This window comes from Christensenella intestinihominis (genome assembly GCF_001678845.1).
GTDB lineage: Bacteria > Bacillota > Clostridia > Christensenellales > Christensenellaceae > Christensenella > Christensenella intestinihominis.
Genome location: NZ_MAIQ01000004.1, coordinates 206288 through 221463, shown reverse-complemented (window position 1 = coordinate 221463; position 15176 = coordinate 206288). Strand labels below are relative to the sequence as shown.

Annotated in this window: 15 protein-coding genes; 12 read left to right on the top strand and 3 right to left on the bottom strand. The window is 49.5% G+C overall.

The genetic code is table 11. The features are described 5' to 3' along the window. Positions 1-4 precede the first annotated feature (4 nt). The 3 genes from BBD38_RS07465 to BBD38_RS07455 all read left to right on the top strand — a co-directional run bounded on the left by BBD38_RS07465 (position 5) and on the right by BBD38_RS07455 (position 5027). Positions 5-2269, top strand: coding sequence for an extracellular solute-binding protein (locus tag BBD38_RS07465; protein WP_066686338.1), 2265 nt, complete (start codon positions 5-7; stop codon positions 2267-2269). Positions 2270-2290: 21 nt separating this feature from the next. After that, entirely contained in the window at positions 2291-3823 is a 1533-nt protein-coding gene (locus tag BBD38_RS07460; protein ID WP_066686336.1) for a xylulokinase, read from the top strand. 151 nt (positions 3824-3974) lie between these two features. Next, positions 3975-5027, top strand: a complete 1053-nt coding sequence (locus BBD38_RS07455; RefSeq protein WP_066686335.1) for an aldose 1-epimerase family protein — start codon at positions 3975-3977, stop codon at positions 5025-5027. Between the two features lie 132 nt (positions 5028-5159). Here the strand turns inward: BBD38_RS07455 and BBD38_RS07450 are convergent, their stop codons facing one another. The 3 genes from BBD38_RS07450 to BBD38_RS07440 all read right to left on the bottom strand — a co-directional run bounded on the left by BBD38_RS07450 (position 5160) and on the right by BBD38_RS07440 (position 6655). Then, positions 5160-5516: an Hsp20/alpha crystallin family protein gene (locus tag BBD38_RS07450; RefSeq protein WP_207644637.1), complete on the bottom strand. Its 357-nt coding sequence runs from the start codon at positions 5514-5516 to the stop codon at positions 5160-5162. A gap of 170 nt (positions 5517-5686) precedes the next feature. Beyond that, entirely contained in the window at positions 5687-6370 is a 684-nt protein-coding gene (locus BBD38_RS07445; RefSeq protein ID WP_066686331.1) for a DUF2461 domain-containing protein, read from the bottom strand. Between the two features lie 93 nt (positions 6371-6463). Further along, complete coding sequence (locus BBD38_RS07440) at positions 6464-6655, bottom strand: ferredoxin (RefSeq protein WP_066686329.1); 192 nt, start codon at positions 6653-6655, stop codon at positions 6464-6466. 205 nt (positions 6656-6860) lie between these two features. On the opposite strand from BBD38_RS07440, the gene BBD38_RS14495 reads away from it, so the two are divergent. The 9 genes from BBD38_RS14495 (at position 6861) to BBD38_RS07400 (ending at position 15174) form a co-directional block, all read left to right on the top strand. Then, entirely contained in the window at positions 6861-7025 is a 165-nt protein-coding gene (locus tag BBD38_RS14495) for a hypothetical protein (protein ID WP_156738177.1), read from the top strand. Positions 7026-7234: 209 nt separating this feature from the next. Continuing rightward, positions 7235-7837, top strand: coding sequence for a recombinase family protein (locus tag BBD38_RS07435; protein ID WP_066686326.1), 603 nt, complete (start codon positions 7235-7237; stop codon positions 7835-7837). 347 nt (positions 7838-8184) lie between these two features. Next, positions 8185-8709, top strand: coding sequence for a transcription termination/antitermination NusG family protein (locus BBD38_RS07430; RefSeq protein ID WP_066686324.1), 525 nt, complete (start codon positions 8185-8187; stop codon positions 8707-8709). Between the two features lie 75 nt (positions 8710-8784). Then, a complete protein-coding gene (locus BBD38_RS07425) occupies positions 8785-10683 on the top strand; it encodes a polysaccharide biosynthesis protein (protein WP_082989554.1) in 1899 nt (632 codons plus the stop codon). Next, positions 10676-11173 carry a VanZ family protein gene (locus BBD38_RS07420; RefSeq protein WP_066686322.1) on the top strand — a complete coding sequence of 166 codons (498 nt, stop codon included), beginning with the start codon at positions 10676-10678 and terminating at the stop codon, positions 11171-11173. The genes BBD38_RS07425 and BBD38_RS07420 overlap by 8 nt, the downstream gene beginning before the upstream one ends. Beyond that, positions 11157-12374 (top strand): DegT/DnrJ/EryC1/StrS family aminotransferase, encoded by a 1218-nt coding sequence (locus BBD38_RS07415; RefSeq protein WP_066686320.1) that lies wholly within the window; start codon positions 11157-11159, stop codon positions 12372-12374. The genes BBD38_RS07420 and BBD38_RS07415 overlap by 17 nt, the downstream gene beginning before the upstream one ends. After that, positions 12353-13378 carry an NAD-dependent epimerase/dehydratase family protein gene (locus tag BBD38_RS07410; RefSeq protein ID WP_235829112.1) on the top strand — a complete coding sequence of 342 codons (1026 nt, stop codon included), beginning with the start codon at positions 12353-12355 and terminating at the stop codon, positions 13376-13378. The genes BBD38_RS07415 and BBD38_RS07410 overlap by 22 nt, the downstream gene beginning before the upstream one ends. A 12-nt stretch (positions 13379-13390) precedes the next feature. Beyond that, the gene (locus BBD38_RS07405) at positions 13391-13996 is read left to right on the top strand and encodes a sugar transferase (protein WP_066686316.1); all 606 of its coding nucleotides are present in this window, start codon (positions 13391-13393) and stop codon (positions 13994-13996) included. Next, a complete protein-coding gene (locus BBD38_RS07400; protein ID WP_082989552.1) occupies positions 13993-15174 on the top strand; it encodes an ATP-grasp domain-containing protein in 1182 nt (393 codons plus the stop codon). Before BBD38_RS07405 ends, BBD38_RS07400 begins: the two co-directional genes overlap by 4 nt. Positions 15175-15176 lie beyond the last annotated feature (2 nt).

Sequence of the window (15176 nt, the reverse complement as noted above, 5' to 3'; positions counted from 1 at the left end):
ATTTATGGCAACGATGAAGGATGTTGCGAAGCTGGCAGGGGTTTCCCACGGTACGGTTTCCAATATTATTAATGGGGCAAAAGGGGTAAGCCTCGACAAGGTGAAGCGTGTCGAAAAGGCAATGAAAGAACTGGCTTACGAGCCAAACGCTATTGCACGCAGCCTGAAGCTGAGTAAATCCATGCAGATCGACGTGATTTTGCCAAATGTCGTTGCGGCGGCAATGGCCCAGATGTATACGAACCTGTCCGCACTGTTCGCGGAAAAAGGATATGTCACAAACCTGCATATTACCAACGAAGATTCCGAACTGGAAACACGGCTTTTAAATATGGCGCTCATGCACAATGTGGACGGCGTGATGCTGTCGACCTGCCAGCCCCAGAATACGGAGCTGTTTAACAGGCTGCGCCAAAGCGGGCTGAAGATCGTTTTTTTGCAGCGCGAGCCGGATGACGAAAAATGCCACTACGTGGGGCTTGACGCCCGGGAACAGGCCAAGAGCACGGTTTCACAGCTGCTGAAGGCGGGATACGAGGACATTGGAATCCTGCTGAGCCCTATCCAGTATACGCTTGAGCAGCAGACGTTCAACGGGTATGTGGAGGCGCACCGCAGCTACGGCCTGACGGTGCAGCAGCACCTGTGCGCGGTATCGAGCTACGACAGGGAAGGACTTTTAAAGGAAGCGCTGCGCCTCGTTGCGTCGGCGCGGCCGCCCCAGGTGATCCTGGTGATTTGTTCCCAGGCGATGGAGTCGATCCTGAAGGCCTGCGAAGTGCTTCACATCCCCAAGGAAGCCCGGCCGCTTGTGGTGGCCAATATGCCCACCTCGTGGACGCTTACCTCGCGCGAGGGTGTGATCTATGTGCCGCATCCTTACATCGAGCTGGTGGAAACGGCGTTCCAGATGATGCTGGATTATATCGACAAAGGGCCGAAATTTTCGGGCCGCACCGTTTTTTTGAAGGTAAAACCGGAGCATTTAAAGGAGCTCGACCCCAAACCGGAAATCAAGGTGACGGAGCCGCGGAGGAAGCTGCGGGTGCTGCTGACCATCGACAGGGCGCGGTATGCGATGGAGACGCTGAAGTCCGATTTCGAGAAAAAGACCGGATTTGAGCTTGAAATTGACGCCAAGGCCTATCCGAAAATGTATTGGGCAATCCGGGATGAATGGTATAAGGATAATTATGATGTGTTCGATGTGGACATCCCGTGGCTTGCGGAGCTCGCGCAAAAGAAGGTTGTAGAGAATCTGGACCGCTATATCGCGCGGGACCCGGATTATTACGACGATATGCTGCCCAATATTTTTGAAAAATATTCCGTCAGGCAGGATTCCGTTTACGCAATTCCCTTCACGTTTTGCACACAGCTGCTTTTCTACCGCAAGGATTGCTTCGCGGATATCCGCATGCAGCGTATGTTTTACGAGCAGTACAAAAAAGAGCTGCAGCCGCCCCACACGTGGGAAGAGTTCAACATGGTCGCCCAGTTCTTTACACGCAAATTCAATCCGGATTCCCCCACGGAATTCGGGACGACGCTCGGCAGCCGTATGTCGTCGGGCGGCGTGTGCGAATATTTGCCGCGGCTGTGGGCGTTCGGCGGGGACGTGCACGACGGCGCCCGGTTCACGCTCGACAGCGAGGAAGCCGTCTGCGCGCTGGAAAATTACAAGGAAAGCTTTCATTATGCCTCGGCAGAATCGTGCGACAACTGGTGGGGAGAGCAGGCGGTGGAATTCCGCAGCGGCAAAGCCGCCATGATTACCCTGTTTACGGACAATATGTTCACCGTAACGGAGTGGAGCAAGTCCAAGGTCAACGGAAAGATCGGCTTCGGCTTCATGCCGGGCAAGGTCAGCGTGGACGGCGGATGGGCGCTTGCCGTGAACGCCAGCAGCAGGCAGAAGGATGCGGCGTTTGAATTTATTAAATGGGCGACAGACCGGGAGATTTCGGTTTTGAGCACCATTCTCGGCGGCTTCGTACCCCGCCGGACGGCGGTGGAGAACCTCGAGGTGGCAAACGTTTATCCGTGGCTCCACAGGACGGCGGAGGCGAGTGAATTTGGCCGCATGAGGGAACTCCCGCTGAGGGAGGACGGCACCTGCCTTTCGGAGCAGATGTTCGAGGATATCCTCGGGAAAGCGGTATATGATACCGTAACAGGGCAGGCGGATGCGCGTACGGCGCTTACGGATGCAACCGACAGGCTGAACAGGCTGCTGCTCACGGAAGACGAGCTGAAGAAAGCAGAATAGGAAACAAAGGAGCCTAGAAAAATGGAACAGAAAATAATTGCATGGGACCTTGGAACCGGCGGAAACAAGGCGTCTCTTTATGATAGCGATGGAAACTGCATCGCGGCCGCTTTTATGTCTTATAATACGGCTTACCCGGCGCATGGCTGGCATGAGCAGAAGCCGGAGGACTGGTGGGATGCGATCGTAAAAAGTACGCGCCTCCTGCTGGAAAAAACGAAGGTAGATAAAAACGATATTACATGCTGCGGTATTTCGGGCCATAGCCTTGGCGCGGTGCCGATTGGCAGGGACGGCGCGCTCCTGCGGGAGTTTACGCCGATCTGGTCCGACGGCCGCGCGACAAAGCAGGTTGCCGGCGTTTTTAAAAATTACAGCGAAGAAAAATGGTATATGACAACGGGAAACGGCTTTACCCCAATGTTTTATTCCGCGTTTAAAATTTTATGGTACAAAGACAACGAGCCGGATGTGTACCGGAATATCGGCAAGGTAATCGGCACGAAGGATTATGTCAACTATAAGCTGACGGGCCGTTTGTGCACGGACCCCTCGTATGCCTCGGGAAGCGGCGTATGGGACCTTGAAAAATGGGAATATTCCCCCGAGCTGATGGATGCGATGGGACTGCCGGCAGAAATTTTCCCGGAGGTCGTGGCCTCTACGGATGTGATTGGGCAGATATCAAAAGAAGCGGCCGATGAGCTCGGCCTGACGACTAATGTCAAGGTTGTTTCGGGCGGCGTGGATAATTCCTGTATGGCGCTCGGGGCAAAGGCGTTTAAGGAAGGCAGGGTGTATAACTCCCTGGGCTCGTCCTCGTGGATTGCGGTTTCCTCGCAGAAGCCGCTGCTGGAAGCAAATTCCCGGCCATATGTGTTCTCGCACGTGGTCCCCGGCTATTTTGCCTCCGCCCTGTGCCTTACGGCGGGCGGTACCTGCTTCCGCTGGATGCGTGACCAGATGTGCCGGGAATTTGCGGAAGAGGCGGAAAAAACAGGGGAAGACGCCTACGACCTGATGACACGGGAAGCGGCGAAATCCCCGGTTGGCTCCAACAAGCTGCTCTTCAATCCGAGTCTTGGCGGCGGAATGCCGATGGACAGGAGCTATAACCTGCGCGGCGCGTTTATGGGCCTCGACCTGATCCACACGCGTGCGGATGTGATCCGCGCCTCGATGGAGGGAATTTCCATGGGTCTTCGCGCGTGCCTCGATAAGCTGCGCGGAATGACGGATATCGCGGACGAAATGCTCCTCGTGGGCGGCGGCAGCAAGAGCGCGCTGTGGCGGCAGATTTATGCGGATGTTTATAAAATGCACGTCCTAAAGTCCAACATCGACGAGCAGGCTGCGGCGCTTGGGGCGGCGGCTTGCGCGGCAGTCGGGACAGGAATCTGGCCTGATTTTGATAAGATTGACTCGCTGCATAAGATTGAGGAAAATGTTGCTCCCATTCCGGAGAACATGGAGTATTACGACAGGATGATGAAGGTATACCATAAAGCCTCGGACAGCCTTTCCGATATCGGCGATATGCTTATGGAGGTTTAGGCCCCGGGATTTATGCCGGGAACAGGCTGGCGGCGTAAATAAAGGCTTATCCATATGTGCCGGTACAAAGCACAATGCTGCCGCCTTGCAGGGCTTCCGCCCGGGCTGGAACAAATTGTACCCATAAAAAGTTTGGAGGAGACGACGGGCAATGGAATTGTTTGGAAAGAAAGTGACGAAAAAGGAACTGACCAAATATGTGGGCGATATGTCACAGATTGCGGATGCGCGCGAGGGCATGCTGACTGCGGGCAAGGCGGACGGCGTCCGCGTAATTGACGTAAAGACGGGCGGGGGCTTTTCCTTCTCGATCCTTCCCTCGCGGGGCATGGATATTGCGTGGGCGGAATACAAGGGAACGCCGGTCGCGTATATCGGAAAACCGGGGGTTGTAAGCCCGGCATATTTTGAAAAAGACGGGCTCGGCTTCTTTCGCGGATTTTTTGCAGGCCTGATGACCACGTGCGGCCTCACCTATATGGGCGCGCCGTGTACGGACGCGGGCGAGACCCTCGGGCTGCACGGAAGGATCAGCAATACGCCCGCCTATGATGTGGGCGTGAGCAAAGAATGGGAAGGGGACGATTATGTAATCCGCATTCGCGGGAAGGTTGCCGAAAGCGCGGTGTTTGGCGAAAATATGGTCCTCACCCGTGAATTTACGGTGAAATTGGGCGAACCGTGCGTCCACATCCACGACCGTGTGGAAAATTGCGGGCATACGCAAGCGCCGTTGATGCTGTTGTACCACTGCAATTTTGGCTATCCGCTCATAAGCGAAGACACTGTGCTGGTTGAACCGGAAGGAACAAAGGTGCGGGCGCGCGATGCGGAAGGCGAAAAGGGCATCGACCGCTATATGGAGTTTGAGCCTCCTGTGCATGGCTATAACGAGCAGGTGTTTTACCACGAGCTTCCGAGGGTAAAGGGCGATGAAAGCTATTCCTGCCTCTATAATGAAAAACTTGGGCTGGGAGGATATGTAAAGTTTAGCCGCGAACAGTTCACTTATTTCGGCGAATGGAAAATGATGGGCGAGGGAGATTATGTGGTCGGCCTCGAGCCGACGAACAGCCTGCCGGAAGGCCGGGCGGCGGCACGCGAGCGCGGACAGCTGGTAATGCTTGCGCCCGGGGAAACAAAAGATTTCGGGCTTACGATCGGCGTTGTCGAGGGCCGGGACGGAATCGCAAAAATTTTGTAAAAAGACAAGGTTGTTCGAGGCGGGGCGAATACCGCATAATGAATATGGCACGCCCCCAATCAAGAACCTTTTGTATCGCCTGATGTAAAAAAAGACCTGCATCACATTCGTGATGCAGGTCTTTTTTGTTTGTCACCTGATGTCGATCTTTTTGGATTTTTTCTTTTCCTCGCCGCTCTTCGGGAGAACGACCTTCAATACGCCGTCTTTGTATTCCGCGGAAATTTCGTTTTCCTTTACGTCGTTTACCGAAAACGAACGGGAAACGCGGCCCATACGGCGCTCATTCACCACATAATTGTCTTTTTCCGTCCTGGATTCCTCATTCATATCCGCACTGATCGTAAGGATTCCGTCGTCATAAGAAACGTCGATCATCTCCCGGTGAAGCCCCGGAAGATCGGCGTCAACCTCATAGCGGTCGTCCAAATCCCTGACGTCCACCTTGAAGTTGGTGAATCCATCCGATCCGTTCAAAAAATTGCGCATGAAACTGCCATCCCAGAAGCCGAGATCATCAAACCCTCTCGAAAGACCATGACGGTGACCAAATGGAATTAATCCTGCCATTTTTATCCATCTCCTTTTCTTACTTTATATTTAACTAATACCAACGCGGCAGGTTTTTAAACATATGAAATTGTAAAAAAAATATGAATTCAGGCTTCGGTTAAAAGCCGTTCCTCCACCTTGCATAGAAAGGCATAAAAAGGCGCGAGGAGCGTAAATCCTTCGGCAAGCGTTTTAAACAGGTCCGGTGAAAACAGGAGTCCGGCGTCCGTGCTGTTCCTCATCCAGTCAAGGTTTTTGCGGTCAAGCCAATTACGCAGGTCTTCCGGCGCATCGGGGCATTTGCTCCGCTTATAGAAATCTCCTTCCAGGACAAAAACATCCTGCTTTTTCATAACCTGGAAAGCCTTTTTAAAGCTTTTGTCCCCCTGGAGGGCCATTTTCCGAATCATTTCCATAGTACGCGGCGGTGCGCCATAGTATCCGCAGCCATAGCGGAAACCCTGGGGCGAAAACTCGAGGACAAACCCGGGCGGACACCCGAATTCCTTTTTTCCGCGCGAAAAGACGATCCACATCACCTCGCGGTACAGGGACTTATCGTGGGAAAACCGCGTGTCGCGGTAGATACGCGAAATCGCCTTGCCAACCTTTGGCTCAGTGATCAGGCGCGGATCGATTTTCAACATGGCCGGCGCGAGAAGCTCTACCAGTTCCGCCATGGGCGCAAGCACATATTCCTGATATTCCGGCTTATGCGCATGGAACCATTCGCGGCTGTTATTAAATTTATTTTGCGCTAAGAAGTCAAGCGTCTGTTTTGAAATCGGCATAAAAATTTCCTCCCATACCTATTTTAGCACAGGAATGGGCAAAACCGCAAAAGCCTGCCTGGAAGCGGCAGGCTTTTGCAGGGGTTCCCGGGTTTAATTGCCGCTGATGGAAATGACGCCGACCGGGCAGCTGCTCTCCGCCTCGGAAGCGCTCTCCTCGTTTTCCGGCGTAATCCCGCCGTAGACCTCCGCAACGTTACAATCCGTCATGCGGAATACTTCCGGGCATATGCCTTCGCAAAGGCCGCAGCCGATACAGCCGTCCTTGATTACCGCTTCTTTCATTTTTTTTGACCTCCTTATTATTATATTCCTTTCTCCGGGAATTCTGATGGCAGGAAACTGCCATCATCGATGCATGTTTCAGCTTCATTTTATTCCCTTTCTTTTGATAAGCCTTTTTTGACGGCGCAAACCGGACATTTTGTTAACCGGTTTAACGGTGCGAAATCCGTTTAACAATATACCACAATCAAAGGAGGTAATGATTATGGATAAAAGAGATATTAATCCCGGTGAATTCGTGGAAGAAGATGATGTTGTAATGACGGATACAAAGCCTGCGGATGTGGAAGAATTTAAAGATGACGGCGTATCGGCAGCTTTTTTGCGCTTTGACGATATTGATGAAGACAAAACAAAAGCCGACCAATAAAGCATTATTACCCGGAGACCGGTCCGAAGCTTCAAGCGGACCGGCCTTTTTTTTGTTCGGAATTTGTATAATTCCATCCGTTTTCCTGCATATTCATAAATTTTAATCTAATTAAAACCATTTTTAATTAGATAGGGGGCGATGTTCCTCTACAATAAATATATGTGAAAAAATATCAAAAAATACAAATTCGTAAACGGGGGTACAGAATGAAGGAAAAAGTGTATGGATATGCACGCGTATCGACAAAAGAGCAGCATGAGGACAGGCAGATTTCCGCCTTGCTGAAGGCGGGTATTGAGAAAGAAGATATCTTTATTGATAAGCAAAGCGGAAAGGATTTTAACCGGCCAAAATATAAGAAGCTCTTAAGGCGGCTGAAAAAGGGGGATGCGGTTTTTATCAGCTCTATCGACCGGCTGGGAAGGAACTACGCCGAAATTATGGACCAGTGGCGCATTATGACGCGTGAAAAAGAGGTGGACGTTGTGGTGCTGGATATGCCTCTTCTGGATACGCGCCAAAAGGGAGACGACCTGACGGGAATCTTTATTGCCGACCTGGTCCTGCAAATTTTATCTTATGTTGCACAAAAAGAGAGGGAAAATATCCGGGCCCGCCAAGCGGAGGGAATCGCAGCCGCTAAGGCTCGGGGCGTAAAATTCGGCAGACAAAAAATGGCGGTTCCGCCGAATTTCCGGAAAGTGGCAATTCGCTGGAGGAGAAAGGAAATTACGCTCAAAGAAGCACTGGAAGAACTGAAAGTAGGGCGCACTTATTTTTTCAAAAAAATAAAAGAATTAGGAATATAATCAATCACGGAATAAAAAAATAGCGTGATATTAAATGCTGGCAAGTCACGAAATAATACCTAAAACTATACTTTAACGTACTGCCAATATCACGGTTGATTAGCGCGCCACTTTCGCATAAAAAGCGGCTTTGCTTATATTCTATTATAACGAAAATGTTTAAAAATACAAGTATGTATGTCTATACTTTTATGTACGGACAATACCAGACAATAGGTACTCATCAGGGGAATTTACAGAAGTTTGTGAGGTTGATAAATTACGGTACAATCCATGTGAGGGAGCGTACAACGCAGACAGCGTGGCGTGGTCCCTGCACGGACTTATAGGCGGTGTAGGCTAGGGTTATGGAATATCCCTATTGTTATTGCGTATCCTGTTATGCGGGGGAAGAAGAGAAAGTGGCGACTAAAATCAGCCGTGTTTGCGGCTGTTATTCGCTTGTCCCGAAGTATGAACGGGAGGAGAAAAAGAAGAGTACATGGATGAAATACCAGCATGTACTTTTACCGGGATATATTTTCCTGTATTCGGAAGCTCCTTTGAATTTCGGATTGTTTTATGGAATCAGCCAGCTAACCGGCTGTTTAAAATACGACGACGGGTTCGAACTGCGCGGGGAAGACTTGAAGTTTGCCAGATGGGTATTGCGTTATCATGGGGTGATTCGCTTATCCCAGGCCGTAATGGAAGGCGACCGTATTAAAATTATCGACGGTCCGCTTCAGGATTATGAGGGTGTGATCAGAAAGGTAAATAAACACAGGCGCAGCGCCATGGTGGAAATTAAAGTCGGGAGCCATGTCAAGGAAGTCTGGATGTCGTTCCAGTGGTTCGACGCACCGCAACAGATACAAAAGAAGGAAAGCTGAAGAAAGCTGAACGCAGGTTCGGCTTTTTGTTTGGCTGAAAATATTAATAAATTGTAGACAGGGGGTGAGGCCATAATGAAGGCAGCGGAACACGAAGAAGAACACGGCGCATCTAAAAAGCGTAATTCAGTGATTGTATTCCTGGTCCTTTGTGATATTGTTTCCGTGTTTTTGTCGCTTTATTTCGCGGTATGTATTCGTTTTGAAAGCCTCGTCCCAACCCCGGCGGTTTCCAATATGATGTGGGCGGCATGGCCGGTTATGTCCGTGCTGTTCTGCGTCCTGTTCTACCTGCTGCGGCTCTATCACAGCATGTGGAGGTACAGCGGCATTTCAGAGGGGCTGCGTATCCTTGCGAGCGTGGCGATTGGCTGCGCAATTTGTTTCGCATGCAACGCGGTGTTTGGCCTTGGCATACCGCTTTCCATACAGGCGCTTTTTTGCCTGCTGATGCTGATGTTTTTATGCGCTTCACGGTTTGGATACCGGACGATCCGTTATCTTTCCATCAGAAAGAGCGGCAAAAAGGGTCCGGCGCACGCCGGATTGCTCATTGTGGGGGCTGGGTCCGGCGCGGCAATGATTATTGCGCAAATACGCGGGTCCGGCAGGTACCGCAGCATTGTCGCGGTGGATGATGATCCCAATAAGCAAAAAATGCGCATTCAGGGGGTAGAAGTCATCGGTCTCACTAAGGATATCCCCAAAATTGCTACGCAGCGGAGTATATCGGATATCATTGTAGCAATTCCTTCCGTTAAGGGGGAAAAGCTGTCGGAAATTTTGGATATATGCCACCAGACCGGGTGCCGGGTCAGGATACTTCCGCTTATCCAGGAGATGGATGTAGAAAAGAAAAAGGGTGCGCCAGCGCTGCGGGAAGTGCAGGTGAACGATATTCTCCAGCGCGATGAAGTGAAACTGGATGTCGGCGGAATCGGGGCGTACCTCAACGGCAAAGATATTCTTGTAACGGGCGGAGGCGGCTCCATTGGCTCCGAGATATGCCGCCAGGTATCGCGTTTTGATATCAGGAGCCTGACAATTTTCGATATTTATGAGAACACTGCGTATGAATTGTATTGCGAGCTAAGGCAGCAGTACGGCGACCAGCTAAACATACAGATACGGATTGGCTCCGTGCGGGAAAAGGAACGGCTGGAACAGGTGTTTCGTGAGGTGTGCCCGCAGATCGTATTCCATGCGGCGGCGCATAAGCATGTGCCGCTGATGGAGGACAGCCCGCTCGAAGCGATTAAGAACAACGTGATGGGGACGGTCAATACCCTTCAGGTGGCAAGCGATATGGGGGTGGAGCGCTTTGTGAACCTTTCTACGGACAAAGCCGTCAATCCCACCAACATCATGGGGGCGACCAAGCGGCTTACCGAACTCGCGGTACAGTCGTTTGCGGGAAGGACGCAGATGAAATGTATGAGCGTGCGGTTTGGAAATGTTTTGGGCTCGCACGGCAGCGTTATTCCGCTGATGGAAAAGCAGATCAAGAATGGCGGTCCCGTGGCTGTGACGCATCCGGACATTGTCCGGTACTTCATGACAATTCCGGAAGCCGCCCAGTTGGTGTTGCAGGCGGGAGCCCTCGCCGACAGCGGCGCGGTTTACGTACTCGACATGGGAAAGCCGGTTAAAATTATGGAGCTGGCAAAAACGCTGATTCATTTTTACGGATATGAACCGGACGTGGATATCCCGATTGAAATTATCGGCTTGCGGCCGGGAGAAAAGCTGTACGAGGAACTCGCGATGGCCGAGGAAAAGGAACGGCTTGACACCACGACGCACGAGCGCATTTTCAAGGTCGATCCGCCGGTAAATACGGATTTTGCGGAAGTGCGCAAGCTGACGCTGGAAATGATAGAGCTGGCCCGCCGGAATGACAGCAGTGCGCTGACGCTGCTTTATGAGGCGGTTCCCAATTATAAACCGTGGACAGCGGCCGGGCAAGATGAATAATGGAAGCATTTCAAAAAAACGCGGTATCTGTCTGGTATTACTGATTGCATGGATGATATTTATTTTCAGTATGTCGTCGATGAATTCGGATGATTCAGCCGGTTTAAGCGGGGAAATTACAAGGACCGTTGTCCGTATTACGACGCCGGATTTCGACACGTTGTCGCCGGAACGGCAAACGGAAGTGTGGGCCAGTACGGAAACGGCCGTGCGCAAGACGGCGCATGCGGCAGAATACCTGATATTGGGTATCCTTGCCATGCTTCTATTGTCCACCTTCCGGCGAAAGGCACAGATACAGGTTGTGCTGGCGATCTTACTCTGCGCGGCATATGCGGCGACAGACGAGTTTCACCAGTTGTTCAGCGCGGGGCGCAGCTGCCAGGCGACGGATGTGCTGATCGATACGGCGGGCGCGGCGGCAGGCGTGCTGGCTACGGCAGGAATTTTGAAAACAAGAAAAGGGAAAAAGAGTGCGGCAGGAGTTTAAAATACCGTTTTCACCACCGGATATCACGCAGGAAGAAATAGATGCGGTTGCGGAAACGTTGCGGTCGGGATGGATAACGACCGGGCCCAAAACAAAGCAATTTGAATATAGAATCGCCGAATACTGCGGGACGAAAAAGTCGGCGTGCCTGGGATCGGCGACGGCGGCGCTGGAGCTCACGCTTAGGGTGCTTGGAATCGGTCCCGGCGACGAAGTTATTACCAGTGCATATACCTACACGGCAAGCGCAAGCGTCATCGCCCATGTTGGCGCCAAAATTGTGTTGGTGGATACGGCGAAAGATTCATTCCATATGAATTATGAAGCGCTTGCAGACGCAGTCAGTGAAAAAACAAAGGCGGTTATCCCGGTGGATATCGCCGGAGTAATGTGTGATTACGACAAAATTTTCCAAATTGTCAACGAGAAAAAAAGTCGATTCCATGCGGCAAACGAAATGCAGGAAAGGATTGGCCGGGTTGCCGTTGTTGCCGATGCGGCGCACTCGTTTGGGGCGGAATATAAAGGCCGCAAAAGCGGAAGCGTTGCGGATTTCACCTGTTTTTCTTTCCATGCCGTCAAGAATTTGACCACCGGGGAAGGCGGCGCGGTTACGTGGCGGGAAATTCCGCAGATTGATGACAATGAATTATACAAGCAATACATGCTGTTATCCCTGCATGGGCAGTCGAAGGATGCGCTGGCGAAAACGACGGCCGGCGGCTGGGAATACGATATCTTATGTCCGGCATATAAGTATAATATGACGGATATTTGCGCGTCTATCGGGTTGGCGCAATTAGACCGTTATGGCGCGTTGCTGGATAAACGCAGGGAAGTGATCGGGTATTATGACCGCGCGCTTTCGCAGCTTCCTGTGACGATGCTCAGGCATTTTACACCGGAATATACCTCGAGCGGCCATTTATACCTGATGAGGCTTGATGGAAAAAGTGAACAGGAACGGAATGCATTTATCCGCAGGATGTCAGAAGCCGGGATTGCAACAAATGTACATTACAAGCCGCTTCCCATGCATACCGCTTACCGGAATATGGGATTTGATATCAAAGATTTTCCGAACGCATATGAAATGTATGAGAATGAAGTGACGCTCCCGTTGCATACGCTATTGGATGATATGCAGGTCAAGTATGTAACAAATAGTATATTGAAAATATGGAGAGAAAACTGGCGATGATATTGGTTATTGGCGGATCGAGTTTTATTGGGGTGCATGTAATTGAACGGCTGCGGAAGGATGGATTCGAGGTCGCAACGACTGGAAGGCGGGATACATTTAAGGATTACTATAGTCGACTGAATGTACCGTATTACAAAATAGATATTACAGATAAAGAAGCATTTAATTCTTTGCCGCAAAAGGATATTGATGCGGTAATCTTATTAGCGGCCTTACTGCCCGCCAATACATGTGCGGATTTACAAACCGTTGATAATGCTGCCGATTATTTTGAAGTAAATACGATAGGGACAATCAACGTCCTGGAATATTGCAGGAAAAACCGAATCGGGCGGATGATTTCGACTTCTTCCTATGCCGATGTATCTAAAGCATGGAAAAAGAACGTTCCCCTAACGGAGGAGGAACCAAGAAATTATGGTTATTTGGGAGACCACGCAGCCTATGTTTTTTCAAAGAATGCAGCTTCGGATATAATGGAATATTACAATCAACAGCATGGCATGAGTAATGCCGTTTTCCGTTTGCCGCCTGTTTTCGGCGTCGGGCCTCATGGGTCACTGCATGTGAATGGAAAATTAGTTAAATCAGGAATACAAATATTTATCGACAACGCCATAAAGGGAGACGATATATGTATTCATGGGGATAAAACCCTTAGCAGGGATATTGTATATGTAAAGGACGTGGCCCAAGCTTTTTCCAAGGCTTTAAAAAGCGACGAGACCCGTGGGTTATATAATATAACCTCGGGGAATGCCGTTACCTTGGAAGAACAGGCGAGCGCAGCGATTGAGGTTTTTTCAAAGCCCTCTAAAAAATCGCAAATCACATATGCGCCGGATATTAAAAACAGTACGCCTTCATTTTTATTCAGTATAGAAAAAGCGCATCACGATTTTGGATATACCCCAGATTACCCTTATTTCAAGGATATGCTTCAAGATTATAAAAATGAGTTGGGGAATAAAAAGTATCGTGAAATATTTGGACTGCTTTAAGGATTGAATAATATGTATAAAGCTGTAAAAAGATTTTTAGATATTCTTTTTTCCCTGTTGCTCTTTCCTGTTTTGGCGATCCTTTGCATAGTAATAGGAATCTTGATTAAACGGGAAGATAAAGGTAATTTGTTATACATTTCAAAACGCATTGGGCGTAATGGAAAAACTTTTGATATGTACAAATTTCGAACCATGAAAATGGACGCGCCGGACCTGAGAATGGCGGACGGTTCTACTTTCAATTCGGAAGACGATGAGAGGGTAACTAAAGTAGGAAGAGTATTGAGAAAAACAAGTTTGGATGAAGTGCCGCAAATAATTAACATATTGAAAGGCGAGATGAGTTTCATTGGCCCCAGGCCTGACTCGGCGATGTGGCTTGATAATTATACGGAGCAGGAAAAAGTCATATTGTCGGAGAAACCGGGAATCACCGGATACAACCAGGTGGTCAACCGGAATAACGCAACAACAAAAGAAAAGCTGAGAAACGATATTTATTATGTTCAAAACCAATGTTTCAAATTAGACTTTTGGATATTTATACAAACAATTAAAAATGTTGTGCGTAAAAAGAACGTTTATCGCAACCAAGAACGTGTGGAGAAGCAATGAAAAAATTAATGATTCTGGGGGCGGGAATATTACAATTACCAGCCATCCTCAAGGCAAAAGAGATGGGACTGGAAGTAATAGCGGTTGATCAGGATAAGGATGCGGTTGGCTTTCTTCATGCAGATGTAAAATGCGTTGTCAGTACAATCGATATTGAAGGCGTGGCAAAAGCCGCGGATCACTATGGCGTGGATGGAATCATGACCCTGGCAACCGATATGCCGGTGCGCTCTGTCGCCGCAGTCTGCGATAAAAATAATTTGCCCGGACTCCCGGGCGAGGCAGCGCTTTTAGCCACCGATAAATCATTTATGCGGGAACGGCTGCGAGAAAAAAACATTGATATTCCTGCGTTTTATACGGTTTCGGATTATGAACAATATTTACAGGCTGTTGAAGCGCTCAAAACAAAAATTATCGTAAAGCCGACGGATAATTCAGGAAGCAAGGGTATATATTTGCTGCAGTCGCTGAGTGACGCCGGGAAAGCTTACAGACATGCAATGTCTTATTCAAGATCAGGGAAAATATTAGTTGAAGAATATATGCAAGGACCGGAAGTAAGCGTTGAGGCAATTACCCAAAATAATAGGACTCATATTATAGCGATCACAGACAAAATTACAACAGGACCGCCTAATTTCGTAGAGATGGGACATTCGCAGCAATCAAGACTCGATAAGGCAACGAAAAACCAAATTGAGGCCGTTACCATAGAAACGATACAGGCAATCGGTATCAATCAAGCGGCATCACATACCGAGTTAAAGATAACAGAGAACGGTGTGAAAGTTGTAGAAATTGGAGCGCGCCTGGGCGGGGATCATATTACTACTAAATTAGTTCCCCTGTCTACGGGAATAGACCTTGTAAAAGAGTGCATTAAGCTGGCACTGGGGGAAGAAGTAGATGTGGCGAAACAATACTGCAAGGGCGCAGCCGTCAAATATATAAAAAGCAAGGTGGGAACCCTGCGGGGCGTTCATGGATACCAGCAAGCAATAAGCATCCCGGGTGTACAGGAAGTCCAAATGTATAAACGGGAAGGAGAACATATAGGGGAAATATGTTCCAGCGGAGATAGGATAGGGTGTGTAATTTCCCAGGGCTGTGATGCTGAAGAAGCCTTAAGGATATGTGATAAAGCACTTAACACCCTGGAGATAGTGACTGATTAAAA

What these genes read in the sequence shown, in the direction of transcription:
- BBD38_RS14495 (WP_156738177.1), top strand. Translation starts at nt 6,861, where the DNA reads ATGGATAAAAGAGATATTAATCCCGGTGAATTCGTGGAAGAAGATGAT.
- BBD38_RS07455 (WP_066686335.1), top strand. Translation starts at nt 3,975, where the DNA reads ATGGAATTGTTTGGAAAGAAAGTGACGAAAAAGGAACTGACCAAATAT.
- BBD38_RS07465 (WP_066686338.1), top strand. Translation starts at nt 5, where the DNA reads ATGGCAACGATGAAGGATGTTGCGAAGCTGGCAGGGGTTTCCCACGGT.
- BBD38_RS07410 (WP_235829112.1), top strand. Translation starts at nt 12,353, where the DNA reads ATGGAGAGAAAACTGGCGATGATATTGGTTATTGGCGGATCGAGTTTT.
- BBD38_RS07430 (WP_066686324.1), top strand. Translation starts at nt 8,185, where the DNA reads ATGGAATATCCCTATTGTTATTGCGTATCCTGTTATGCGGGGGAAGAA.
- BBD38_RS07435 (WP_066686326.1), top strand. Translation starts at nt 7,235, where the DNA reads ATGAAGGAAAAAGTGTATGGATATGCACGCGTATCGACAAAAGAGCAG.
- BBD38_RS07420 (WP_066686322.1), top strand. Translation starts at nt 10,676, where the DNA reads ATGAATAATGGAAGCATTTCAAAAAAACGCGGTATCTGTCTGGTATTA.
- BBD38_RS07400 (WP_082989552.1), top strand. Translation starts at nt 13,993, where the DNA reads ATGAAAAAATTAATGATTCTGGGGGCGGGAATATTACAATTACCAGCC.
- BBD38_RS07425 (WP_082989554.1), top strand. Translation starts at nt 8,785, where the DNA reads ATGAAGGCAGCGGAACACGAAGAAGAACACGGCGCATCTAAAAAGCGT.
- BBD38_RS07450 (WP_207644637.1), bottom strand. Translation starts at nt 5,516, where the DNA reads ATGCGCAATTTTTTGAACGGATCGGATGGATTCACCAACTTCAAGGTG.
- BBD38_RS07405 (WP_066686316.1), top strand. Translation starts at nt 13,391, where the DNA reads ATGTATAAAGCTGTAAAAAGATTTTTAGATATTCTTTTTTCCCTGTTG.
- BBD38_RS07460 (WP_066686336.1), top strand. Translation starts at nt 2,291, where the DNA reads ATGGAACAGAAAATAATTGCATGGGACCTTGGAACCGGCGGAAACAAG.
- BBD38_RS07445 (WP_066686331.1), bottom strand. Translation starts at nt 6,370, where the DNA reads ATGCCGATTTCAAAACAGACGCTTGACTTCTTAGCGCAAAATAAATTT.
- BBD38_RS07440 (WP_066686329.1), bottom strand. Translation starts at nt 6,655, where the DNA reads ATGAAAGAAGCGGTAATCAAGGACGGCTGTATCGGCTGCGGCCTTTGC.